Raw genomic sequence first — 23,985 nt, 5'->3', positions numbered from 1 at the left:
AGGCCTTGTCGGGTTTGAGATCGTCCTCCAAGAGCCAAAGGGCGTGTGGAAAGTCAGTCAAAACAAGGTGCCACCGGATCGGACGGGGGGTCAGGCCGGGCTCAGGTCGTCTGGCCGCGGTGAGGATAAGGCGCTGGCGGAGCGAGTTCAGGCGCGGGCGATGGATCGCACAGGATCTCAATGAGCGCCGCTTCAGGAGTGCGGGCCGAGATGCGCGGCCAATAGTGCCAGCCCCTGTTGCAACCGGCGCCGGTCGGGCGGTGCGCCGAGGCAGAGGCGCACACCTTCGGGGATCGGTTGCCCCTCGCCATGCGGGGCCGCGAATTGGCGCAGCGGAGCGACGATGACGCCCGCCTCGAACAGGGTGGAGACCAGCGTGCTGCTGCGCTGTCCGGGCGGTAGATGCACCAGAGCATGCATGCTCTGCGGCGCAGTCCGGACCCGGTAAGCCCCCAGTTCCGTTGCGAAAATCCTTTGCCTTTTGGCAATGTCCTTGCGTTTCGCGGCGGTGATCTGTGAGTAGGCGCCACTGTCAATGAGCGCGACGATCACCGAGGCCATCAGCGGCACCGCGGTCCAGATCGTGCCGCTTTGCGCCTGCTCAATACGTTTCTCAAGGCCTGCCGGGAACACCAGATGCGCAATGCGTAGCCCCGGCGCCCAGCTTTTCGAATAGGGCCGCAGGTAGAACACGCGTTCGGGCATCAGGGCGGCAAGGCTCACCGGCGGATCGGGCAGCAGGAAGCCATAGGCGTCGTCTTCGATGACCCAAAGATCGTGCCGTCGGATGACCTCGGCGAGATCACGACGGCGCGCTTCGGGCATCGTGACAGAGGTCGGGTTTTGCAGGTTCGGCATGGTGAACAAAAGCTTGACCGGCGTGTCGCGACAGAGCGCGTCGAGCGCATCGGAACGAATACCGTCCGCATCAGAGGCGACTTCGACGACGTTCAGATGCAGAAGCGCGCAGGCCTGTCGGATCACCGGGTAACTCAACGCCTCGATGGCGATGACGTCACCGGGCCGGCAGGTGGCGGCGAGGCTCAGGAACAGCCCGTGCTGGCCTCCGGCGCAAACGACCAACCGCGCGGCATCAACCCTTGGCACCTGCTCCGTGCCGCTGAGCCAATCGGCAATCCGGGCGCGTTCATCAGGGTCACCGAAGGTGTCGCGATAGCCCAAGACGTCGGTGCCGCGGGCCAGCACCTCTTGAAGCGCGCTTTGGAACAGGTCGTCCTGTTCCGGCAACAGAAAGTGGTTGAGCCGCAGGTCGATCTTCTCGGCGGAGGTACCGCGCACCACGAATTCGCCCGCCCGCACATCGCTTTGCCGCCGCACGAAGGTGCCGCGCCCGACCTCGCCGGTGGTCAGCCCCATGGCGTCCAACTCGGCAAAGACCCGCGTCGCGGTGCCCAAAGACAGCCCATGTTCCCAAGCCAGTTGCCGATGCGTCGGCAGGCGGTCGCCCGGTTGCAACCGACCAGAGTGGATGTCATCGGCGATCCGGGCGACGATCTTGTGATATTTGGCGCGCATGAGAGACAGGGCGTGGTTTCGAGAATATTGTCCCATATACAATGCTGTGCTTGCGGGATCGGATGCAAGACAATTACCACATTGTCTCAAATGATATCCCTCATGTGAGACCCATCATGACCCAGCTCGCCGCCCAGCTTAGCCCCCAACGTGCCCTCTTTGATATTCCCAATGAGATCGCCTATTTCAACGCCGCCTATAACGCGCCGCTGTTGGTGGAGGCGGAAGAGGCGCTGCATCAGGGTGTGCGGTCCAAGTGCCATCCCTGGACGCGGGTGCCTGCCGATTTCTTCGAGGATGCCGAGCGCTTTCGCACACTGGCGGCGCAGGCCTTTGGCGGGGCGGCGGAGAACTATGCGCTGATCCCTTCGGCCAGCTACGGCACCTCGACTGTGGGCCGGATTTTCGAGACGCGGCTGGGGGCAGAGGATGAAATCGTGGTGATCGAAGAGGCCTTTCCGTCGAATTTCCTACCGTGGCAAAGATTGGCGCGCGAGACGGGGGCCACGCTTGTGACCGCGCCTTGGCCCGCGGGCGAGGGCAATTGGACGGAACAAGTGCTGTCCAAGATCACGCCCCAAACCGCGCTGGTCGCTGTGCCGAATTGTCATTGGAGCAATGGCGCGGTGCTGGATCTCATCGCGATCTCGGAGGCTGCGCGCGCGGTGGGGGCGGCTTTGGTGTTGGAGGTGACGCAATCACTGGGCGCGATGCCGCTCGATCTGGCGCGGGTGCAGCCGGATTTCATGATCGCCTCGGGTTATAAGTGGCTGTTGTTTCCCTATGGGCTGAGCCTGTTTTACGCGGCGCCTCAATGGCATGACGCGCGGCCCTTGGAGGAAAGCTGGCTCAACCGGGCGGGCGCGGAGGTGTTCGAGACGCTGTCTGACTATGCCGAGGCCTATCAACCCGGCGCGCGGCGGTTCGATATGGGGCAAAAGAGCATGCCGACGCTTCTGCCCGGCGCTTTGGTGGCGCTGCGGCAGATCGGCGATTGGGGTGTTGAAAACATCGCGGCGCGGCTTCAGGCGATCAATGATCGGCTGGCCGAAGCCATGGTCGAGATGGGGCTCAGCCCCGTGCCGAAATCCCAGCGCAGCCCGCATATTTTGGGTGTGGCCGCCGAGAAGAACCTGCCCGAGGGCCTGATCCCGGCACTGGCCCAGCGGCAGGTCTATGTCAGCCGTCGCGGCAATGCGCTTCGGATCGCGCCGCATCTGCATGTGACGGAGGCCGATGAAGCGCGGCTGTTGTCGGCTTTGTCGGCGTGTTTGGGGCGGGGGTAATCCCCCGACCCCTTAGTGTGTGATCCCGCGCAACCGCTCAGAACGGCGGCGGAGCAGTTCGACGGTGGTCAAAAGCGCAATGGAGATCACCACAAGGATGGTCGCCACGGCGAGGATCGTCGGGCTGATTTGCTCGCGCAAGCCGATGAACATCTGCCAAGGCAGGGTCTTTTGACTGGCCGAGCCGACGAAGAGGATGACGATCACCTCATCGAAAGAGGTGATAAAGGCAAAGAGCGCGCCGGAGATCACGCCGGGCAAAATGAGCGGCATCTGCACCCGGAAAAACGTGGTCACAGGATCGGCCCCCATATTGGCGGCGGCGCGGGTCAGCGAATTGTCAAAGCCCACGAGCGTGGCGGTGACCGTGATGATCACGAAGGGGATGCCAAGCGCGGCATGGGCCAGAACGACGCCTGCATAGGTGCCCTGCAAGCCGATGCGGCTGAAAAAGAAATACATGCCGGCGGCGGAGATGATCAGCGGAACGATCATGGGCGAGATCAAAAGCGCCATGATCGCCCGGCGAAACGGCACATGCGGCTGGCTGAGGCCGATGGCCGCGAGCGTGCCGAGACCGACGGAGAGCATGGTCGCCAAGGGCGCGATCTTGAGCGAATTCCACAGCGCATGCTGCCAATCGCTGTTGCTGAAGAAATCGCGGTAATGCTTGAGTGAATAGCCCTCGGGATCGAGGCGCAGCATCTCCGGCGTGAAGGTGAAGAAATCCTGCGCGTTAAAACTGAGCGGGATGACGACGACAATCGGCGCGATCAGAAAGAAAAAGATCAGCCCGCAGATCACCCGGAAACTGTAGTACCAGATGCGCTGACCGGTGGTGGCGTAGGATGGCAAGCTCATGTCAATTACCCCAGCTTCACGTTGTCGATGCCGACAAATTTGTCATAGGCCCAGTAGAACACGAGAACGACTGCCAAGAGGATGCCGCCAAGCGCGGCCGCCAAGCCCCAGTTGAGCGAGGTCGAAATGTGAAAGGCGATGCGGTTCGAGATGAAGGTCCCGGTGGTGCCGCCGACCAAAGCGGGCGTGATGTAATAGCCGATGGCGAGGATGAACACGAGGATCGAGCCTGCGCCGATGCCCGGCACGGTTTGCGGGAAATAGACCCGCCAAAACGCCGTCCAATCGGTCGCGCCAAGGCTCTTGGCGGCGCGCAGATAAGAGGGGTTGATCGACTGCATGACGGAGTACATCGGCAGGATCATGAAAGGCAAAAGGATATGCGTCATGGCAATGATCGTGCCCAATTGGTTGTTGATCATCACAAGCCGCGCGTCATCTGACACAAGCCCGATCCAAACAAGGATGTCGTTGATCACACCCTGCTGTTGCAGCAGGATTTTCCACGCCGACGTGCGCACCAAAAGCGAGGTCCAGAAGGGCAAAAGGACGAGGATCATCAGGAGGTTAGACGTTCGCATCGGAAGGTTGGCCAAAAGCCAGGCGACCGGATAACCCAGAGCGATACAGCTCAAGGTGATCGCCATGGACATCATCAGAGTGCGCCAGAAGAGTTGCAGGTAGATGCGTTCGTTTTCGGGCCGCATTTCTGGACCGTCGGCGCCGAGCTGCATGTCTACGGCGGCCAGATAATAGCCGGAGGTCGTCGCGGGGGAATAGGTCTGGATCGTGCGCCAAACGTCGATGTCGGCCCAGTCCTCGTCGATCTCGACGAATTTCTCCATAAAGGGCCCGTCGGTTTCCAGATCCCAGCGTTTGACCTGACGTCCGGATTTGCGGAACAGGGACGACATGCCCGGGTTTTCGTAATTGAGGCGCGAGCCAAGCTTGGTGTGGGTCTTTTCCTCAGCGGCGATCTGGATATCGGCGGCCAGCGCGGCAAAGACCGCCTCATCGGGCGGGGTGTCACCGCCCGCGTCCCAATCGGCAAGTGCGACCACCGTGCGCGGAAGGGTCTCGGAAACGATGCCATTCTCGACCGAGCGGTAGAGCATATCCGCTACGGGCAGAATAAAGGTCACCATGATGAAAATCAGAAGCGGCGCGATCAGCATCAGCGCCCTGAGTTTCTGGCGGCGCAGCGCGCGAGCAAGGCTGCGGTGCAGGGGCGTGCCGTCTGCGGCCAGAACTGGACCGTTTTGGGGGCTGTCGTCTGTGGTCGTGTCGCTCATGATCCGTCCATCGAGGTGTGTGAAGCGCAAAGGGGCAGGGCGCCCCTTTGCTTTTTCATTTTGTATTCAAGCGTTTCGCTTAGATACTTATTGCACGAGCCAGGCTTGGAACTTGGCTTCGGCGTCGTCCTGATTGTCGGCCCACCAGTCGAGGTTGTTCACGAGGAAGCGCTCGGCATTGGCCGGGTTGGTCGGCATATGCGGCGCCATTTCGATGCCAAGCTCGGCATGTTTGCCAACGAGCGGCTGGGACGAGGCACGCGCCGGACCGTAGGAGATGTATTTCGCCTGATCCGCCAGACGCTGGGTGTCGGTGGCGTATTTCACGAATTCCATGACGGCGGCTTCGCGCTCTTCCGTCAGGCCAGCCGGGATCACCCAACCGTCGAAGTCGAAGACCTGGTAGTCCCAGAGCATGGCAACCGGCTGATGCTGTTCTTCGATCACGGAGAAGAGGCGGCCATTATAAGTGGAGCCGATCACAACCTCGCCGTCGGCCAGAAGCTGCGGGGTTTCCGCACCGGCGGACCACCAGACGACCTCGTCCTTGATGGTGTCGAGCTTGGCCAGCGCGCGTTCCACGCCGCCGTCCTCGTCGAGCACGTCATAGAGCGCATCTTGTTCCACACCGTCACAGAGCAGAGCCCATTCGAGGTTCTTCTTCGGGCTCTTTTGCAGCGCACGTTTGCCGGGGAAGGTCTCCAGATCGAAAACGGCGCAGAGGTCTTCGGGTTTGCTGTCGCCCCAGGCTTCGACATCGGTGCGATAACCAAAGGTGGTGGAGAAGACGATCTGCGGGATGAAGCAGTCGCTGATCAAAGACGGACCGAAGTCGTCGGAGGGGGCGGAGCCATCGTCGCCCGCGGCCAGAATTTCGTCGATATCGACCTCAATCGCGAGACCTTCGTCACAAAGGCGCACGGCGTCCGGGCCTTCGACGTCGACGAGATCCCAGGTCACATTGCCCGCCTCATCCATGGCACGTAGTTTCGCCACGGCCTCGCCGGAGCTTTCGTCCCAGATCGCGTTGAAGTCGGGCTTCATCTCGGCATAGGGCTCGGTATAGGCCTTTTGCTGGCTGGATTGATAGGCGCCGCCCCAGGACACGATGGTCATGTCTTCGGCAACGGCCGGCAGGGTGAGTGCAGTCGCGGACAAGGCGGCGGCAAGGGTCGTAAGTTTCATGTAACTCTCCAAGTTGGTGGTTTTGTTTTATGAACCCCGCCTATCTGACGGGTGTTTATGGCCACGCTCAGGCGTCCAGCGCGCGGCAATCTTCGGGCATCCAGCCGATGTTGACCGTCTCACCGGGTTTCAAACGGATTTGATCCGGCGCGTTGCGGCATTTCATGATGAAATCGTCCCGCCCCGCGACCCGCAGACGGGTGCGGAACACATCGCCCATGTAGATGAATTCCAGAACCTCGGCCTTGAGCAGATGCGCGCCTTCTTGAAACCGTTCGGAGCGGTATTCGACGCGCTCCGGGCGGATCGAGACTTTGGTGCGGTCGCCGACGTTCTTGACGTTCACAGGCCTGCAATCGATCAGGCTGCCATCGTCGAGCTGGACCACGGCCGTGTCGTTGTTCAGTACCTTCACCGTACCTTCCAAGGAATTGTTTTCGCCGATGAATTGCGCGACAAAGCTGTTCTTGGGCTCTTCATAAAGCGTGTCCGGCGGATCGAGTTGCTGGATGCGGCCATCGTTAAACACGGCAACCCGGTCGGACATGGTCAGCGCCTCGGTCTGGTCGTGGGTGACGTAGACCGTGGTGATGCCCAGATTGTGGGCCAGTCGGGTGATCTCGAACTGCATATGTTCGCGCAGCTGCTTGTCGAGCGCGCCCAGAGGTTCGTCCATCAAAACGAGTTCCGGCTCGAACACCAGCGCGCGGGCCAGAGCGATCCGCTGTTGTTGACCGCCCGAGAGTTGCGCCGGGCGGCGACTGGCGAAATCGCCCATCTGGACCATATCGAGCGCGCGTTTGACCTTGGCCTCGCGGTCGGATTTTCCAAGCTTGCGTACTTCGAGCGGGAAGGCGAGGTTTTCGGCCACCGTCATATGCGGGAAAAGCGCATAGTTCTGAAACACCATGCCGATGCCGCGTTTGTGCGGCGGGATGTTGTTGATGCCCTGACCGTCCAAAAGGATGTCGCCATGGGTGGCGGTCTCGAAGCCCGCGAGCATCATCAGGCAGGTGGTCTTGCCGGAGCCGGACGGCCCGAGCATGGTCAGAAATTCGCCCTTGCCAATCGAGAGATTGAGGTCTTTGACGACAAGTGTTTGCCCGTCATAACTTTTTTGCACCTTGTCGAAAACGACAAAGTCGTCTGAGCCTTGATCAAGCACAGTGTTTATTTCCCTGTTTTTGGCCTCTGCATCTTTGCGACGTCTGGGCCGTCCCCGTTGTTCTTCAAGAAAAGCAGCCCTCGCGAGAATGTCTACCGCACTCTCTTTAGAATTGAGCCACCCAGTCGGGGTTGGTTGATTTTTGATCATACTTGCGTGTTTTCACGCCGCTGTCCAAAGAAAATTTTGATCATCCTTTCCGAAAGATACAAAAAACCTCTTGGAAACGTAGCTAAATTGTTTGCGCAAGCACTGCCGCAGATGCGGGTCGAGGCCCCTCGCGGTTTTGATCCCCGCGAGGGGTGTGGTTCAGTTCGATTTCTTCGCCAATTCCTTGAGCAAAGAGGCGCGGGAGGCCTGTCCGATCAAGGCACCGTCCTGCATCACGCCGAGAGGCGTGTCGAGCTCCGCCAGACGCGCCATGAGGTGGATCACCGGCACAGAGGCTTCGACCGTCTCGACGTGATCGCCCTTGGCCTCTTCCATCACATCGCCCGCCGTCAGAACACCCAAGGGGTTCATATGGTTGACGAATTCCTCGACGTAGTCGTCGGCAGGGTTCTCGAAGATGTCTTTGGGCGTGCCGCATTGCACGATCCGTCCGCCTTTCATGATCGCGATCCGGTCGCCCAGTTTGAACGCTTCATCAAGGTCGTGGCTGACGAAAATGATCGTGCGTTTGAGCTTGTGTTGCAGCTCCAACAACTCGTCCTGCAAGTGGTTGCGGATCAGCGGATCGAGCGCGGAAAACGGCTCGTCCATTAACAGGATCGGCGCGTCGGCGGCAAAGGCGCGGGCAAGGCCCACACGTTGCTGCATGCCGCCCGACAGCTCCGACACCTTGTTCTCCGCCCAGTCGGTCAGGTTCACGAGGCTCAATTGCGCATCGACTTTTTTCGCCCGGACATCCGGCGCCACATGTGCCAGCTCAAGGCCGAGGCCGACGTTTTCGCGCACCGTGCGCCAGGGCAGGAGGCCGAATTGCTGGAACACCATCGCGACCCGGCTTTGACGCAGCGCGCGCAGGCCTTTGGCATCGGCATGGGTCACACTGGCCATGCCGTTGCCGTCGCTGATCTTCACCTCGCCGCGCACCACCGGGTTGAGCCCGTTGACCGCGCGCAGAAGTGTTGATTTGCCCGAGCCGGACAGGCCCATCAGGACGAGGATTTCACCCTCCTGAACCTCGAGCGAACAGTTGTGCACGCCAAGGACCTGGCCGGTCTGTTCCTGCACCTCGGAGCGCTCCTTGCCTTGGTCCATAAGGGGCAGGGCGGTCTCAGGTTTGTCTCCGAAGACGATGGAAACATTGTCAAAAATTACTGCGGTCATTTGCGTTCAATCCTCAGGACACGGTCCAGCATGATGGCCAGTACGACGATGACAAAGCCACTTTCAAAGCCCAAAGCGGTGTTCACCTGATTGAGCGCGCGCACCACCGGAACACCGAGACCATCGGCCCCCACGAGGGCGGCGACCACGACCATGGACAGCGACAGCATGATGGTTTGGTTCAGCCCGGCCATAATCTGCGGCAGGGCAAAGGGCAGTTCGACCTTCCACAAGAGTTGCCGCGAAGTGCCGCCAAAGGCCTGAACGGCTTCGAGCAATGCGGGTGGCGTAGAGCTTATCCCGAGATGCGTCAGACGGATCGGCGCGGGCAGCACGAAGACCACGGTGGCCAAAAGGCCCGGCACCATGCCAATGCCGAAAAACACGATGGCGGGGATCAGATAGACAAAGGTCGGCAGCGTCTGCATCAGATCTAGGATCGGGCGCAGCACGCGGTAAAATCCGGGACGTCGCGCGGCATAGATACCGATGGGCACCCCAATCGCCATACAGACGACACAGGAGGCGACGACGAGGGTGAGGCTTTCGGTGGCCTCTTCCCAATAGTCCTGATTGAGGATGAACAGAAACCCGAGGGCGACGAGCAGACAGGCTTTCCAATTGCGTTGCAGCGCCCATGTGCCCGCCACGAAAACGGCGATAACCACCAGCGGCGGCGGGGTTTGCAGCACCCAGAGGACGGCCTCGATCATCCATTCGAGCGCAGCAGACAGCGCGTCGAAGAACCAGCCTCCATGGTGTTGCATCCAGTCGAAATAGTCTGAGGCGACGTCTCCGACCGGGATTTTATACTCTGTGATCCAGCTCATTGCGTTTCCGATCTTCTGGGGTGTTGGCGGTAGGTCTCAAAACGAAAGGCCCGAGGGTGTGCGCCCCCGGGCCATGTTTGATCAGAGACCGAAGGCCGCTTTCACAGCCGGAAGACCCGGCTCGCCCGCCGTGGTGGTCACGCCGTCGAGCCAGGGATCAAGGATCTCGGGGTGGGCGGTGACATAGGCTTTGACCGCATCGTCGGCGTCTTCGCCGTCGTTGAGGATCGCGCCCATGATCTCGCTTTCCATGGAGACGGTGAAGTCGAGGTTGGTCAGGAGCTTGCCGACGTTCGGGCATTCCTCGGAGAACCCTGCACGGGTCAGCGTGTTCACGACGCCCACGCCGCCAAAGAACTCTTCGCCGCCGGTGAGATATTTCAGCTCGAAGTTGACGTTCATCGGGTGCGGCGCCCAGCCGAGGAAGACGACGTCTTCGCCCTTGTCATAGGCGCGACGCACCTGGCTCAGCATACCTTGCTCGGAGCTTTCCTTGACCTTGAATTCGCCCAGACCGTGCGTGTTCGCCTCGGTCAGACCGATCAGGTAGTCATTGCCCTCGTTGCCCGGCTCGATGCCGTAGATGGTCTCGTCCAGCTCATCGGCGAATTTGGCGATGTCGGCGAAATCTTTCAGGCCCTTCTCATAGGTATAGGCCGGGACGGCGAGGGTGTAGACGGTGCCCTGCAGGTTCTCGTGGGCGATCACGATGGAGCCGTCATCGAGGTAAGGCTGAACGGCGCCGGCCTGTGCGGGCATCCAGTTGCCCAAGAATATGTCGGTGTCGCCGCCCGACAGCGAGGCGAAGGTCACCGGCACGGAGAGCACGGACACGTCCACGTCATAGCCCAGCGGTTCGAGGATCTGTTTGGCGATGGAGGTGGTGGTGGTGATGTCGGTCCAGCCGACATCGGAAAAGGACACAGCGTCGCAGGGTGTTTCGGCAGTGGCCGCAAGTGCGCTGAATTGGGTGGCTGCAAGAATGGTCGCGAGAGCGGTTGTTCTGAGCATCTGTGGGGATCCCTGTTTTATTTTGATTGATGAGTTAATCAAAACGTGTTGAGTCTTGTTTGACAACAGAAAGAGAGAGCGATGCCCAAAGTAGGAATGGAATCGATCCGCACCTCGGCCCTGATCGACGCGGTGATCGCGGAGATCGGACAGACCGGCTCCATGGAGGTCACCGTCAGCCAGATCGCCAAGCGGGCGGGGATGTCGAGTGCCTTGGCGCATCACTATTTTGGTAGCAAAACCAATATGTTCATCGCCGCAATGCGTCACATCCTGACGAAATACGGCGCCGAAATCCGGCAAAATCTCCAGGGCAAAACCGATCCGAGAGCGCGCATCGAGACGATCATTCGCAGCAGTTTTTCCGACATGAATATGCAACCGGATACGGTCGGCGCATGGCTTAATTTTTATGTTTATGCCCAAAGATCAGGCGAAGTTTCGCGCCTTCTCAGGGTCTATCACCGGCGGTTGCGGTCGAATCTTCTGGCTGAATTGCGGCAGGTGATTCCCGCTCAGGCCCCGATGGTGGCCGAGGGAATCGCGGCGCTGATCGACGGCGCCTACATCCGTTTCGTGCTTTGCGACGAACGCGACCGACCGGAGCATCCGGAAGCCATCGTGCTCGACTATCTCAACCTGCACCTGCCGAAAGAGCAGGGCATCTGACGGGAGCCTCACATGACTGCACAATCCCCCAATATTCTCATTCTCATGGTCGACCAGTTGAACGGCACGCTGTTTCCCGATGGGCCGGCCGAGTGGCTCCATGCCCCCAATCTCAAACGTCTGGCCGCGCGCTCGACGCGGTTTGCCAACAGCTACACCGGCTCGCCTTTGTGCGCGCCGGGGCGGGCGAGTTTCATGTCCGGCCAGTTGCCCTCGCGCACGCGGGTCTATGACAATGCCGCGGAATTTGCCTCCGACATTCCGACCTACGCGCATCACCTGCGCCGCGCGGGCTATCAGACTTGCCTCTCTGGCAAGATGCATTTCGTCGGTCCCGATCAGTTGCACGGATTCGAGGAACGCTTGACCACCGACATCTATCCCGCCGATTTCGGCTGGACCCCGGATTACCGCAAGCCGGGCGAGCGGATTGATTGGTGGTATCACAACATGGGCTCGGTGACGGGCGCGGGCGTGGCGGAGATTTCCAACCAGATGGAATACGACGACGAGGTCGCCTATCACGCCACTCGCAAAATTCAGGACCTCTCGCGCGGCAAGGATGATCGCCCGTGGTGCCTGACGGTGAGCTTCACCCATCCGCATGATCCCTATGTGACGCGGCAGAAATATTGGGACCTTTACGAGGACTGCGAGCATCTGTTGCCCGAGGTTCCGGCGATGGACTACGAAGACCACGACCCGCATTCGAAACGCATTTTCGATGCCAACGACTGGCGCAATTTCGACATCACGGAAGAGGATATTCGCAAATCACGTCGGGCCTATTTTTCCAACATCTCCTACCTCGACGACAAGATCGGCGAGATTCTCGACACGCTGGAGGCCACGCGACAAGAGGCGGTGATCTTCTTTGTCTCTGACCATGGCGATATGCTGGGCGAGCGGGGGCTGTGGTTCAAAATGAACTTCTATGAAGGCTCCGCGCGGGTGCCTTTGATGATCGCCTCTCCTGATCTTACCCCCGGCCTGATCGAGACGCCGGTCTCGACCATCGACGTCACGCCGACGCTTTGCGATATTGCGGGGGTGTCGATGGCAGATGTCATGCCATGGACCGATGGCGAAAGCCTCATACCCTTGGCAAAAGGCGAGGTGCGCACCGCCCCCGTCGCCATGGAATATGCCGCCGAGGCCTCTTATGCGCCGCTGGTGGCGCTGCGCGAGGGGGATTACAAATTCACCCGCTGTGCGCTTGACCCCGAGCAATTGTTCGACGTCGCCAATGACCCGCATGAGCTGACGAACCTTGCAGAGGACCCGGCCCATGCCGACACGCTCGCACGGCTTCAGGCCATGGCCGATGAACGCTGGAATCTCGATCTGTTCGATGCGCAGGTCCGCGAAAGCCAGGCCCGCCGCTGGATCGTCTATGAGGCGCTGCGCAACGGCGATTATTTCCCCTGGGATTACCAGCCGCTGCAAAAGGCCTCCGAGCGCTACATGCGCAACCACATGGATTTGAACACTGTCGAAGACATCGCGCGTTTCCCGCGTGGCGAATGACTTTGACCCGAAGGACCAGACTGATGACACCCTCCCCAAACCAGCAACCCAAGGCGAGCCATTTCATCAATGGCTGCTACGTCGAAGACAGTGACGGCGCGGCGCTCAATTCCACCTATCCGGCCACGGGCGAGGTGATCGCCGAGCTCTATTCCGCGACGCCCTCCATCGTGGATCAGGCCCTCGCGTCTGCGGACGCCGCGCGCGTCGGGTGGGCCGCAATGACCGGGACGGAGCGGGGCCGCATCCTGCGCCGCGCCGCCGAGATCATCCGCGCGCGCAATCATGAGCTTTCCGTCATGGAGACCTATGACACCGGCAAACCTTTGCAGGAGACCTTGGTGGCCGATGCCGCCTCGGGCGCCGATTGTCTCGAATATTTCGGGTCGATCGCGGCGGGTCTGACCGGCGAACATATCCAATTGGGCGCGGATTTTGCCTATACGATACGCGAACCTTTGGGAGTCTGCGTGGGCCTGGGGGCGTGGAACTACCCGACCCAGATCGCCTGTTGGAAAGCTGCGCCAGCGCTCGCGTGTGGCAACACGATGGTGTTCAAACCCTCGGAGACGACGCCTCTGGGCGCGTTGAAACTGGCGGAAATCCTTTCTGAGGCCGGACTGCCCGATGGCGTGTTCAACGTGGTGCAGGGCTATGGCGACGTCGGCGCTGCGCTGGTCGAAGACAATCGCGTCGCGAAAGTCTCGCTCACTGGCTCCGTGCCAACAGGGCGCAAGGTCTACGCGGCGGCGGCGGCGGGCATGAAGCACGTCACGATGGAATTGGGCGGCAAATCGCCCCTGATCATTTTCGACGACGCCAGCATCGAGGACGCGATTTCCGCCGCGATCAACGGCAATTTCTATTCCTCCGGCCAGATTTGTTCCAACGGCACGCGGGTTTTCGTGCAAAAAGGCATCCTGCCGCATTTTCTCGCCCGCCTCAAAACCCGCACCGAACGTGCCGTGATCGGCGACCCGATGGATGAGGCGACGAATTTCGGCCCGATGGTGTCGCAAGGCCAGCTCGACATTACGCTCAGATATATCGAGAAGGGGATCGAAGAGGGCGCGACATTGATCACCGGCGGCAAGGCGCATGAGATGGGTGGGCTCTACATCGAACCCACCGTCTTTTCCGACGTCACCGACGACATGGCCATCGCCCGCGAAGAGATCTTCGGTCCGGTGATGTCCGTCCTGCCGTTTGAAACCGAAGAAGAGGTCATGGCGCGCGCCAATGACACCGAGTTTGGGCTGGCGGCGGGCGTGTTCACTTCTGATCTGACCCGCGCGCATCGCGTGGTCAAAGGCTTTGAGGCCGGCACCTGCTGGATCAACGCCTATAACCTCACGCCCATCGAGATGCCCTTTGGCGGCGTCAAAGCCTCCGGCGTCGGGCGCGAAAACGCCCATGCCGCGATCGAGCATTATTCCGAAGTGAAATCCGTCTATGTCGGCCTTTCCCCGGTCGAAGCAGCCTTTTGAGGGGGTAAGAGATATGGAAGCAGATTTTGTCATCATCGGCGCGGGCAGCGCAGGCTCGGCCATGACCTATCGCCTGTCTGAGAGCGGCGCCTCGGTTCTGGTCATCGAACACGGCGGCACGGATGCGGGGCCCCTCATTCAGATGCCCGCAGCACTCTCTTATCCGATGAACATGAAGCGCTACGATTGGGGCTATCAATCCGAACCCGAGCCGCATCTGGACGGGCGTCGCCTCGCCACGCCGCGCGGCAAGGTGATCGGCGGCTCGTCGTCCATCAATGGCATGGTCTACGTGCGCGGCCACGCCCGCGATTTCGACACCTGGGCGGAGATGGGCGCGGAGGGCTGGGCCTACAAAGACGTGCTGCCTTATTACAAACGGATGGAGACCTGGCACGACGGTGGGCATGGCGGCGATCCCAGCTGGCGCGGCACCGACGGGCCACTGCATGTCACGCGCGGCCCCCGAGATAATCCGCTGTTTCAGGCTTTTGTCGATGCCGGCGCGCAGGCGGGCTATGAGGTCACCGGCGACTATAACGGCGAGAAACAAGAGGGCTTTGGCCCGATGGAACAGACGGTCTGGAAAGGCCGCCGCTGGTCCGCCGCCAATGCCTATTTGAAACCAGCGCTGAAGCGCGAGAATTGCGATCTGGTCCACGGGCTTGTGGACCGCATCGAGATCGAAGAGGGCCGCGCCACCGGCGTGCGTTTGGTCGATGGCCGGGTGATCAAGGCCCGGCGCGAGGTGGTGCTCTCCGCTGGCTCCATCAACTCGCCGAAAATTCTTTTGCAGTCGGGTGTTGGCCCCGCCGACGAACTGGCCGCACTGGGCATTGAGGTCAAAGCCGACCGTCGTGGCGTGGGCAAGAACCTACAGGATCACCTTGAGCTTTATCTGCAAATGGCGGCGTCCCAGCCGATCACGCTCTACAAACACTGGAACCTCTTATCCAAGGCCCTGATCGGGGCGCAATGGCTGTTCACGAAACAGGGTCTGGGTGCGTCGAACCAATTCGAGAGCGCGGCCTTCATTCGCTCGAAGGCAGGCGTGGAATATCCTGATATTCAATATCATTTCCTGCCCATCGCGGTGCGCTACGACGGTCAGGCGGCCGCAGAGGGCCACGGGTTCCAAGCCCATGTCGGCCCGATGCGTTCGCCCTCGCGCGGCGAGGTCACGCTCCGCTCGAAAGACCCGCGAGAGGCGCCGAAAATCCTGTTCAACTACATGTCGCAAGAGAAGGACTGGGAGGACTTCCGCACCTGTATCCGCCTGACGCGCGAGATTTTCGGCCAAGATGCGTTCAAGCCCTATGTGAAACACGAAATCCAACCGGGCGCTGCGGTCCAGAGCGACGACGAGCTGAACGGCTTTATCAAAGAGCATGTGGAAAGCGCCTATCACCCCTGTGGCACCTGTCGCATGGGGCGCGCGGATGATCCGATGGCAGTCGTGGACCCGGAAAACCGGGTGATTGGGGTCGAAGGGCTGCGCCTCGCCGACAGTTCGATCTTTCCGCAGATCACCAACGGCAACCTCAACGCGCCCTCGATCATGTCGGGCGAAAAGGCGTCGGATCACATTCTGGGCAAAACGCCTCTGTCGGCCTCGAATGCCGAGCCTTGGATCAACCCGCGATGGGAGGCGGCGCAGCGATAGGCCTCTTTTGAAACGGAGGCCTGCTTGACACTCCGCCTCTATGCTGGTTGAGCCAGTTTCAGCGCCGTTCGGGCGGCGTTAGGACTGGCCGCACCCGGCATGACGACATATATGGGGGCAAAAGGAGTTGGGCATGGTGGACGCGAAGAGTTCAAAACCAGATCAGGATACGACCTCGGCGACGCTCCCGCATGTCTCGCGCGAGGCGTTTCGCGATGGTATGGCGCATCTGGCCGGGGCGGTGAACATCGTGACCACCGACGGGCCAGCGGGCCGGGCGGGGTTCACCGCGACGGCAGTTTGTTCCGTGACCGACACGCCACCGACGCTTTTGGTCTGTGTGAACCTGTCCAGCTCGGTCGCTCCGGCTTTCTTAGAAAACACCGCCCTCTGCGTGAACACCGTGGGACCGGATCTGGCCGAACTGGCGATGGCCTTTGGCGGCAAACTTCCGGTGGATGAACGCTTTGTCGACGAGGACTGGAGTGCGGATGTCTCGGGGGCGCCCTGCCTCAAAAGGGCGGCTGTGTCCTTCGACTGCCATGTGACGGCCCGCCAAGAGATCGGCACCCATGCGGTGCTGTTCTGCGAAGTGCTGAGTGTTGCGCGCGCCGACAGCCCGAGCGCCTCCGTCTATTACGCCCGCAAATTCCACGCGCTCGAAAGCTGACGGCGCGCCCTGACGCGTTGACGCCAAAGAGACTTGGCATCTGAGGGGGGCGATGTTATCCGACGCGCTGCCGTCCGCGATCTGTCTGAAAGCCTTGAAATGAGCCGTTTGACCCCGACCTTAGAGCACTCCGCGCGCCTCTCCGTCGCGCCCATGATGGATTGGACGGATCGCCATTGCCGCTATCTGCATCGGCTGATGTCGCATCATGCGCTTTTGTACACGGAGATGGTCACGGCACCCGCTTTGGTGCGTGGTGGCGCGCTGCATTTGCTCGACTATAACCCGGAAGAACATCCTGTCGCGCTGCAACTCGGCGGGTCCGATCCGGCGGAGTTGAAGGCGGCGACGGCGCTTTGTGTCGAGCGCGGCTATGACGAGGTGAACCTTAACGTCGGCTGCCCCTCGGACCGGGTGCAATCGGGGGCCTTTGGGGCTGTGCTGATGAAATCGCCCGATCTTGTGGCGGACTGTGTGAGTGCCATGCAGGAGGGCGCGGGCGATGTGCCGGTGACGGTGAAATGTCGGATCGGGGTGGACGATCAGGACCCCACCGAGGTGCTGCCCGACTTTTTGGAAAAGATGCGCGGCGCGGGTGTGACGCGGATCACGGTGCATGCCCGCAAGGCCTGGCTCGAAGGCCTCAGCCCGAAGGAAAACCGCGATATTCCGCCTCTGGATTACGCCCTCGTGCATGAGATGAAGCGCGCCTTTCCCGAGCTGCATCTGTCGATCAATGGCGGTGTGCAAAGCCTTGAAACAATTGAGGAAGAGTTGAATGTCATGGATGGTGTCATGGTCGGTCGTGCGGCCTATCATCAGCCCTATGACATTTTGGGTCAGGCCGATCAAAAGGTGTTCGGTGACGCCCGCCAAGCTCTGAGCCGTGCCGAGGTGGTCTTCGCGATGGAGGACTACATCGGGCGGCATGTCGCGGATGGTGGCAAGCTGGCGCAGGTGACGAAACACATGCTTGGGCTGTTTGCCGGTCAACCCGGCGCGCGGCGCTGGAAACGTGTGCTGTCCGAGGGCGCGCACAAAGACGGCGCGGGGTTTGATTTGGTGCGCGAGGCTTTGCCGCGCTGAATATTCGAAGACAAAAATGACGACCGAGACACCCAATTTGTCCGAGGCTACAGACGCCAACAAAGCCGCCTGGAACGCGTCTGCGCATTTGCATGGGACGGGTGCGGGCTGGGAGGCGCTTTTACAGGCGGCCTCTGAGTCGGGGTTTTCCACCTTCGATGCCTGTCTGACAGAGACGCTCTCCGCGCTCGATCTCAACGGCAAGCGCGCGGTTCAAGTTGGCTGCAACAACGGGCGTGAGCTTTTGTCTCTGGCGTCTTTCGGGGCGGTGCCTGCGGCGGGGATTGACCAATCCGGCGCATTTCTGGATCAGGCGCGGGTCTTGGCCGAGGCTGCGCAAATCGCGCCTGACTGGATCGAGGCCAATATTTACGATCTGCCCTCCGACATCGGCACGTTTGATTTTGTCCTGATCACCATTGGCGTGCTCAACTGGATGCCCGACCTGCCGCGGTTCTTCGAGATCGTCGCGGGGCTGATGGCCCCCGGCGCGCAACTGGTGATCTACGAGACACATCCGGTTTTGGAGATGTTCGATTACGAGGCGGAGACGCCGTTCGAGCCGTCGTTCAACTATTTCCAAACCGCGCCGCTGAGCGCGACCGAGACGTTTTCCTATGACGGGGTGGACCACGGCGAAGGTGCGGTGAGCTATTGGTATTTTCACACCATGGGCGAGATCGTGACATCTTGCGTGCAGGCGGGGCTTAAGATCATGCGCCTGACAGAGCATGGCCATAGCAACCGCGAGCCGGAATATGACATCTACGCAGGCCGCGCGGCGCAATTGCCGATGAGCTACACGCTGCTGGCATCACGCGACGGGTGAGGGTCACTCCGCCGCGTCTTTGCCGATCTTCCCTGTTTCAATTTTCCCTGTCTCCGGGCGTTCCGGTTCGATCTCGATCATGCTTTCGGGCGTCGCCATGGGCTGTTCGACCGGGCGCTGTTTCGGTGCGCTTTGGGAGACGCGGGTGGCATCGAAGCTGTCGGGCGCGGCCCAGCCATCATTCCCAGTGCTCCAGACGAATTCCGGGTTCTTGGCCCGCTTGGCCTCGCGGCGCAGGCGGAAGTCTTCGGCAGAACGGCTTTGGCGGCCCATCCGTGTCATCAGCCGCATCCAGACATGGTGCAGAATGTCCCAGAACCAGACCCGAAGCGCCAACATCGCAGGCGTGAAGATCAGCGTCAGGACGGTCGCAATCCCGAGTCCAAAGACCACGGCGGTCGCGAGGTTGGTCCAGAACTGCGCGGTGGGCGAATTGATCGTGTAACCGCCGTTGATGAAGTCCAAAGACAGGCCAAACATCATCGGCGTCAGACCCGCCATGGTGGTGATCGTGGTCAAAAGCACGGGCCGGATGCGGTCTTCGGCGGTGCGCACGATGGCCTCGATCCGGGGCATGTAGCGGGCATATTCCTGATAGGTATCAATGAGAACGATGTTGTTGTTCACCACGATGCCCGCAAGCGCCACGACGCCCGTACCGGTCATGATCATGCCGAATGTCATATCCATCACCAAAAGCCCGATCAGCACGCCCGCCGTGGACATGACCACGGCTATGAGCACCAGCACAGAGTTGTAGAAGCTGTTGAACTGGGCCAAGAGGATGATGAACATGAGCGCGAGTGCTGCGCCAAAGGCCTTAAGGAGGAAGGCGCCGGTTTCCTTTTGCTCCTCATCATCGCCGGTCCATTCCCAAGCGACACCTTGGGGCAGGGGATTTTCACTCTCGAGCCAATCGGTCAGGGTTTCGATCCGTTCGGTGGGTGTGATCGGTTTTTCCGAGACAGTGATTGCCTCACCGTCAGAAAATGCGCTGTCCTTTAGAAGTTGATCGAAATCCTGCTGGGCATAGTCGCCCTCGACGAAGAAATACTCCGGTTTAGCATCCCATTTCAGAAGTCCGAACAGCAGAGAAACCTTGTTTCGGACAATGAAACTATAGGGCGCGTCGTTGTCGATTTGATCCTGTGACAGCTTATAGCCAAGACCGATTGGATGCGGCTGGTCGGATCGTTCCGTTTCTTCGCTCTCTGCGGCTTCGTCTTCCGTTTGCTCTTGTTCTGAGTGTGCGAGTTCGAGAAGCGACATATCCTCAGGCACATCCACCGCCGCTTTCACATCGTAATAGCGTTGCTGATCGACACGGGAGATGGAGGCGAGTTTCGCCACAGGTTCGCGGGTGATGAAATTCGACAGCGGCACCAGCCCGTCCATGGTGCGGACTTTCAACGTGTCCAAGGTCGAGAGCACACGGAACTCTTCGGGCAGGCGGACGCGGATGTCGATTTCCTCGTCCGAGCTGTCGACCCGCATGGTGTCGAGGGTGATGCCACGGGTCACAAGTTGAATCATTCCGCCGACGGTGGCCACATCGGCCCCAAAGCGCCCGGCTTTCTCGACGTCCACGTCGATCTGCCAGTCGATGCCGGGCAGGGGGCGGGTGTCTTCGGTGTCGGCCAGCGCTTCGGTCGCATCGAATTTGGCGCGCACGATCTCGGTCGCCTCTTCCAAGAGGGCGAAGTCGTCGGATTTGAGCCGCAAATGCACAGGTTTCGCCGAGGCAGGCCCCATCGCGAGGTTCAGTGTTTCGGTCTGAATGCCGGGCAGCTTGGCCAGTTTCGTCTCGATCTGATCGAGCACATAATTGCCGTCATATTCGGGGCGCACATGGGTGTCCTCGAAGAACAGAAAACCGTCTTTGGTCTCCGTCGGGCGGTCCTCCCACGGGATCAGCTCGACCTGAATTTGCCCGATGGTGTCCCGCGGCGCTGTGCTGCCGCCGGTGTTAGGGTTGAGGCCGCCGTCGCCTGCAAAGACGAACGCATTGTCGACGCCGGGTTGGGCGAGCACGATGTCTTCCGCCTGCCGCACCAGCGCGTCTTTTTCCGTGAGCGACAGGTTACCGCGCGCTTTGACGTAGATGATCGCCTGCTCCGGCTCGGTGGCGGCGAAGAATTCCACGCCTTTGTTGTTTTTGCCGTAATAGCCAAAGACCGAGACGACGGCGAAGATCACGGCGAGGATGGTGACGACCGGCATCACCGGGTTGCCCGCGATGAAATGGGTGAAATGGCCGAAGGGCGAGCGTTTGTAACCGGCGTCGATTTTTTTGCTCTTGCGCTCGATCCGGGCGGCAGAGAGCGTGATGCCGGTGAAGGCGGAGCCTGCGAGGAACAGAATGGCGCCAAGGGCCGTGGGCCAAAAGCCGTCTGGGTCTGCCAAGAGATAGCTCGGGTTCATCAGCTGCATCAGCCCGAGGAAGACCATATAGGCGGAGGGCACGACCAATATGGCGCGGACCCAATAGGGCGTGGTGGCGCGCAGGCCGCTTGAGAGATCGTCAAACAGGCGCGCGATGCGGCCCGAGACGCCGCCCATGACGGGCAGGTAAATCAAAGCGACGATCAAGGAGGCCGAGAGCACAAAGATGATCGTGACCGGCAGCATTCCCATGAATTCGCCCGCCACACCGGGCCAGAACAGCATCGGCAAAAAGGCACAGAGCGTGGTGGCGGTCGACGACACAATGGGCCAGAACATGCGTTTCGCGGCCTCGACGAAAGCGGCCATGGGGCCGGTGCCTTCTTCCATCTTGCGGTCGGCATATTCCACGACGACGATGGCGCCATCGACCAACATGCCGACAGCGAGGATCAACCCGAACATGACGATGTTCGAGATCGTGATGCCCATCAGCCCCAAAAGGATGAAGCACAACAGAAACGAGGTCGGGATGGCGAAACCGACCAGAAGCGACGAGCGGATGCCCAAGGAGGCCAAGACCACGATCATCACCAATGCGATGGCGGTCAGAACCGAGCCTTCGAGCTGGCTCACCATCGAAGACACCTGCCGCGACTGATCGTTTGAGGTGCCGACCACGATCGCTTGCCGGAGCGGCTCGGGCCAAGTGGCGAATTCCGCCTCGACCTCTTGTTTGACGATCTCTACCGTGTCGATGATCGGAAAGCCTTTGCGTTTCACGACCTGAAGCGCGACGGTGTTTTCGCCGTTGAACCGCGCCGTACCCACGCGATCCTCAAAGGTCAGGCGAATGTCGGCCAGATCGCCAAGCGTCACCACCCGGTCGCCGTTGACCTTGACCGGAAGCTCCATGACGTCGCGCTGATCGTTGAAAGAGGCGGGGATTTTGACCGAGAAGGTGCCTTGATCCGTTTCGACCTCACCGGCGGCGACCAATTGGTTGTTGCTGGTCACCACAGTGATCAGCTCGGCGGCGGTGACATTGTAGCTTTCCAACCGCAGCGGGTCGATTTCAACCTCGAGCATCTCGTCGCGGTGGCCGGTAAGCTGCGCCTCCAAGACGGGTTCCAAACCTTCGAGCCGGTCCTGCATCTGTTTGGCGTATTGCACCAAAGTGCGCTCCGGCACCGGGCCGGTGAGGTTGACGATCAGGATCGGGAATTCGGAGAAATTGACCTCGGAAATCGTGTAACTCTCGGCGCCTTCCGGGAATTCCGCCTCGACCCGGCCCATGCGGTCGCGCACATCGGCGATGATTTTGGTCTTGTCCCAGCCGAACTCGAACTCCAACCAGATGCCCGCGTAATTCTCAGACGCGGTGGCCGACATGGTGTCGAGCCCGTCGAGATCGGAAAGCTCCGTCTCCATCGGTTTGACCAAGAGCTTCTCAGAATCCTCCGCGGAAATGCCGGGGAAGGGGACGGAGACATAAAGGCCGGGAATTTCGATGTCCGGCTCGCCTTCTTTCGGCAGGCTGACATAGGCATAGGCGCCCGCGATCAAGGTCAGCGCCACGAAGGCGAGGATCATTCGGGCGCGCTCGCCCGCCCAATCGACGAGGCCGGTCATTGGCCGATCTCCGCGGAGGTCTCAGCGGAGGTTGCGGCGTCAGGTGTCTCTCTCTCATCGCCAAAATGCGGATCAACCAACACGCCTGCGCGAACAAATTCCTGGCCGACGGTGATGATGTCGGCGCGCTCGGGAAGACCCGCGACCCAAATGCCTTCGCGGGTGTCGCGCAGCACCGTGATGGGCGCGAACTCGACACGGTTCTCAGGGCCAACAAGACGCAAGCCGATGCGACCCTCGTCATCCAGCGTGAGCGAGGATTGCGCCACGAGATGCGCCTCGACACCGGCGGAGGCGATGGCGATCTCAACCGTCTGGCCGTCGCGAATGGCGAAATCGGGATTCGGCACTTCGATCTCGACTCGGAAGGTGCGGGTGGCCGGATCGGCGGAGCGCGACAGGAAGGTCACCTGACCCGTCACCGTGTCGCCGGTGAGCAGCCGCGCGCCCGCCATGGCGCCCAGCTCGATCTTGGTCACATCGCTCTCGGAGGCATAGCCCACCAGTTTGATCGGGTCGAGTTGGATCACGGTCGCGCAGGCGCTGCCCGCCGACAGGAAGGTCCCAAGCTCCGCCGTGTCGCTTTCCAAAAGCCCCGCGAAGGGCGCTTTGATCACCAGATTTTCGATGTCTCGCTCGACCTGAGCGACAGCGGCCCGCGCACTTTCGACACCGGCCTCGGCGGAGAGGATCTGCGTCTCTGAGGCATAGCCGCCAGAGGCGAGTTTGCGGGCATTGGCCAGCCCCACCTCAGCCTCAGACAGCGCCGCGCGGGCCTGAGCGAGGCTCGAATCACGGGTTCCCCGGTCGATCTGGCACAGCTCCTGACCCGCCGTGACAGTCGCGCCTTTGCGTAGCGGCTCGTTGATCACGCGGCCTGTGGTTTCCGCCGTGACCTCGACGCTGCGCGCGGCTTCGGTTTCGCCGCGCAGGACGACGCCGGTTTCAAGCACCTGTGCCGTGGAATGGCGCGCGATGACGGAGACGGCGGTGTCGCCCACGGTGGCTTTCTCGGCAGGCGGTGCGAAATCTTCGCTGATCTCCGCCGTTTCCGTCTCTGCGGGCGCGCCGGTCAGCCGGTCGCGTTCAAAGATGAACAGGTACAGGCCCACGGTCACAAACAGGGCGATGAGGATGGAAACGATACGCATGGTGGTCTGTCCCTGTACTTCAGTCTTGGTTCTTTAGTCTTGCGGCGGTCTTTTGATCTCGACGCTCATTATACGGTTGGGCCGAGGCGATGGATCAAGCTTATCACGCTTTCAAGAGTTAATGGCTTTAACATTGCGGCCAAGATGGGGAAGCTCCGCGACATTCACAAGATCGTGTCGCGCTTTTTTCGCTGTATTTCGTGGATTTTTGCCGCGGCACAGGGACGCTGGGGCGTATTTGTAGAGAGGGGGATGGTTCCCAACTCTGTTTTCGCACAGCGCACCGTCCACGTCGTGAGCGACGCGCAGATGAAAGGCCGGGTCTTGGCAATCTGGCGAAGATCGGGGTAAGAGGGGGCACGAGTTTTAAAAAACGATAGGACTCCCAAGC

Annotated in this window: 17 protein-coding genes and 1 pseudogene; 8 read left to right on the top strand and 10 right to left on the bottom strand. The window is 60.7% G+C overall.

Going from position 1 to position 23,985, the window contains the following annotated elements; genetic code table 11:
• Positions 1 to 192 precede the first annotated feature (192 nt).
• Entirely contained in the window at positions 193 to 1,572 is a 1,380-nt protein-coding gene (locus tag ACN0X0_RS00670) for a PLP-dependent aminotransferase family protein (protein ID WP_417277589.1), read from the bottom strand.
• Positions 1,573 to 1,652: 80 nt separating this feature from the next.
• Here ACN0X0_RS00670 and ACN0X0_RS00665 point away from each other — a divergent pair, with 80 nt between their 5' ends.
• Complete coding sequence (locus tag ACN0X0_RS00665; RefSeq protein ID WP_417277588.1) at positions 1,653 to 2,822, top strand: aminotransferase class V-fold PLP-dependent enzyme; 1,170 nt, start codon at positions 1,653 to 1,655, stop codon at positions 2,820 to 2,822.
• 12 nt (positions 2,823 to 2,834) lie between these two features.
• Here the strand turns inward: ACN0X0_RS00665 and ACN0X0_RS00660 are convergent.
• The 7 genes and pseudogenes from ACN0X0_RS00660 to choX form a co-directional block, all read right to left on the bottom strand.
• A pseudogene (locus ACN0X0_RS00660) lies at positions 2,835 to 3,683 on the bottom strand (ABC transporter permease); the annotation flags it as partial.
• A 5-nt stretch (positions 3,684 to 3,688) separates the two neighbouring features.
• Positions 3,689 to 4,975 carry an ABC transporter permease gene (locus ACN0X0_RS00655; RefSeq protein WP_417277587.1) on the bottom strand — a complete coding sequence of 429 codons (1,287 nt, stop codon included), beginning with the start codon at positions 4,973 to 4,975 and terminating at the stop codon, positions 3,689 to 3,691.
• An 87-nt stretch (positions 4,976 to 5,062) separates the two neighbouring features.
• A complete protein-coding gene (locus tag ACN0X0_RS00650) occupies positions 5,063 to 6,160 on the bottom strand; it encodes an extracellular solute-binding protein (RefSeq protein WP_417277586.1) in 1,098 nt (365 codons plus the stop codon).
• Positions 6,161 to 6,227: 67 nt separating this feature from the next.
• Positions 6,228 to 7,325 carry an ABC transporter ATP-binding protein gene (locus ACN0X0_RS00645; protein ID WP_417261475.1) on the bottom strand — a complete coding sequence of 366 codons (1,098 nt, stop codon included), beginning with the start codon at positions 7,323 to 7,325 and terminating at the stop codon, positions 6,228 to 6,230.
• Between the two features lie 309 nt (positions 7,326 to 7,634).
• Positions 7,635 to 8,657: a choline ABC transporter ATP-binding protein gene (choV, locus tag ACN0X0_RS00640; protein ID WP_417277585.1), complete on the bottom strand. Its 1,023-nt coding sequence runs from the start codon at positions 8,655 to 8,657 to the stop codon at positions 7,635 to 7,637.
• Positions 8,654 to 9,487: a choline ABC transporter permease subunit gene (gene choW, locus ACN0X0_RS00635; protein ID WP_417277584.1), complete on the bottom strand. Its 834-nt coding sequence runs from the start codon at positions 9,485 to 9,487 to the stop codon at positions 8,654 to 8,656. The genes choV and choW overlap by 4 nt, the downstream gene beginning before the upstream one ends.
• 81 nt (positions 9,488 to 9,568) lie before the next feature.
• A complete protein-coding gene (gene choX, locus ACN0X0_RS00630; protein WP_417277583.1) occupies positions 9,569 to 10,498 on the bottom strand; it encodes a choline ABC transporter substrate-binding protein in 930 nt (309 codons plus the stop codon).
• Positions 10,499 to 10,579: 81 nt separating this feature from the next.
• On the opposite strand from choX, the gene betI reads away from it, so the two are divergent.
• The 7 genes from betI (at position 10,580) to ACN0X0_RS00595 (ending at position 18,429) form a co-directional block, all read left to right on the top strand.
• A complete protein-coding gene (gene betI / locus ACN0X0_RS00625; RefSeq protein ID WP_417277582.1) occupies positions 10,580 to 11,167 on the top strand; it encodes a transcriptional regulator BetI in 588 nt (195 codons plus the stop codon).
• Positions 11,168 to 11,179: 12 nt separating this feature from the next.
• Positions 11,180 to 12,694 (top strand): choline-sulfatase, encoded by a 1,515-nt coding sequence (gene betC / locus ACN0X0_RS00620; RefSeq protein ID WP_417277581.1) that lies wholly within the window; start codon positions 11,180 to 11,182, stop codon positions 12,692 to 12,694.
• Positions 12,695 to 12,717: 23 nt separating this feature from the next.
• Positions 12,718 to 14,181 (top strand): betaine-aldehyde dehydrogenase, encoded by a 1,464-nt coding sequence (betB, locus tag ACN0X0_RS00615; RefSeq protein ID WP_417277580.1) that lies wholly within the window; start codon positions 12,718 to 12,720, stop codon positions 14,179 to 14,181.
• Positions 14,182 to 14,194: 13 nt separating this feature from the next.
• Positions 14,195 to 15,844: a choline dehydrogenase gene (gene betA, locus ACN0X0_RS00610; RefSeq protein ID WP_417277579.1), complete on the top strand. Its 1,650-nt coding sequence runs from the start codon at positions 14,195 to 14,197 to the stop codon at positions 15,842 to 15,844.
• A 133-nt stretch (positions 15,845 to 15,977) separates the two neighbouring features.
• On the top strand, positions 15,978 to 16,514 hold the full coding sequence (locus ACN0X0_RS00605) for a flavin reductase (protein WP_417277578.1): 537 nt from the start codon (positions 15,978 to 15,980) through the stop codon (positions 16,512 to 16,514).
• 99 nt (positions 16,515 to 16,613) lie between these two features.
• Positions 16,614 to 17,600, top strand: coding sequence for a tRNA dihydrouridine(20/20a) synthase DusA (gene dusA / locus ACN0X0_RS00600; protein WP_417277577.1), 987 nt, complete (start codon positions 16,614 to 16,616; stop codon positions 17,598 to 17,600).
• Positions 17,601 to 17,616: 16 nt separating this feature from the next.
• Positions 17,617 to 18,429: a class I SAM-dependent methyltransferase gene (locus tag ACN0X0_RS00595; RefSeq protein ID WP_417277576.1), complete on the top strand. Its 813-nt coding sequence runs from the start codon at positions 17,617 to 17,619 to the stop codon at positions 18,427 to 18,429.
• A gap of 3 nt (positions 18,430 to 18,432) precedes the next feature.
• Here ACN0X0_RS00595 and ACN0X0_RS00590 read toward each other — a convergent pair whose 3' ends face one another.
• Positions 18,433 to 22,443, bottom strand: a complete 4,011-nt coding sequence (locus ACN0X0_RS00590; protein ID WP_417277575.1) for an efflux RND transporter permease subunit — start codon at positions 22,441 to 22,443, stop codon at positions 18,433 to 18,435.
• On the bottom strand, positions 22,440 to 23,594 hold the full coding sequence (locus tag ACN0X0_RS00585; RefSeq protein WP_417277574.1) for an efflux RND transporter periplasmic adaptor subunit: 1,155 nt from the start codon (positions 23,592 to 23,594) through the stop codon (positions 22,440 to 22,442). Before ACN0X0_RS00585 ends, ACN0X0_RS00590 begins: the two co-directional genes overlap by 4 nt.
• Positions 23,595 to 23,985 lie beyond the last annotated feature (391 nt).

This window comes from Celeribacter sp. (genome assembly GCF_048270365.1).
GTDB lineage: Bacteria > Pseudomonadota > Alphaproteobacteria > Rhodobacterales > Rhodobacteraceae > Celeribacter.
The sequence above is the reverse complement of the archived record's forward strand: the minus strand, read 5'-3'. Positions and strand labels throughout refer to the sequence as shown.

Excerpts from the sequence above, each read along its gene's own strand:
- ACN0X0_RS00650 (WP_417277586.1), bottom strand. The coding sequence starts at position 6,160 with ATGAAACTTACGACCCTTGCCGCCGCCTTGTCCGCGACTGCACTCACC.
- choX (WP_417277583.1), bottom strand. The coding sequence starts at position 10,498 with ATGCTCAGAACAACCGCTCTCGCGACCATTCTTGCAGCCACCCAATTC.
- ACN0X0_RS00585 (WP_417277574.1), bottom strand. The coding sequence starts at position 23,594 with ATGCGTATCGTTTCCATCCTCATCGCCCTGTTTGTGACCGTGGGCCTG.
- choW (WP_417277584.1), bottom strand. The coding sequence starts at position 9,487 with ATGAGCTGGATCACAGAGTATAAAATCCCGGTCGGAGACGTCGCCTCA.
- dusA (WP_417277577.1), top strand. The coding sequence starts at position 16,614 with ATGAGCCGTTTGACCCCGACCTTAGAGCACTCCGCGCGCCTCTCCGTC.
- ACN0X0_RS00670 (WP_417277589.1), bottom strand. The coding sequence starts at position 1,572 with ATGGGACAATATTCTCGAAACCACGCCCTGTCTCTCATGCGCGCCAAA.
- betB (WP_417277580.1), top strand. The coding sequence starts at position 12,718 with ATGACACCCTCCCCAAACCAGCAACCCAAGGCGAGCCATTTCATCAAT.
- betI (WP_417277582.1), top strand. The coding sequence starts at position 10,580 with ATGCCCAAAGTAGGAATGGAATCGATCCGCACCTCGGCCCTGATCGAC.
- choV (WP_417277585.1), bottom strand. The coding sequence starts at position 8,657 with ATGACCGCAGTAATTTTTGACAATGTTTCCATCGTCTTCGGAGACAAA.
- ACN0X0_RS00605 (WP_417277578.1), top strand. The coding sequence starts at position 15,978 with ATGGTGGACGCGAAGAGTTCAAAACCAGATCAGGATACGACCTCGGCG.
- ACN0X0_RS00655 (WP_417277587.1), bottom strand. The coding sequence starts at position 4,975 with ATGAGCGACACGACCACAGACGACAGCCCCCAAAACGGTCCAGTTCTG.
- ACN0X0_RS00590 (WP_417277575.1), bottom strand. The coding sequence starts at position 22,443 with ATGACCGGCCTCGTCGATTGGGCGGGCGAGCGCGCCCGAATGATCCTC.
- ACN0X0_RS00595 (WP_417277576.1), top strand. The coding sequence starts at position 17,617 with ATGACGACCGAGACACCCAATTTGTCCGAGGCTACAGACGCCAACAAA.
- betA (WP_417277579.1), top strand. The coding sequence starts at position 14,195 with ATGGAAGCAGATTTTGTCATCATCGGCGCGGGCAGCGCAGGCTCGGCC.
- ACN0X0_RS00665 (WP_417277588.1), top strand. The coding sequence starts at position 1,653 with ATGACCCAGCTCGCCGCCCAGCTTAGCCCCCAACGTGCCCTCTTTGAT.
- betC (WP_417277581.1), top strand. The coding sequence starts at position 11,180 with ATGACTGCACAATCCCCCAATATTCTCATTCTCATGGTCGACCAGTTG.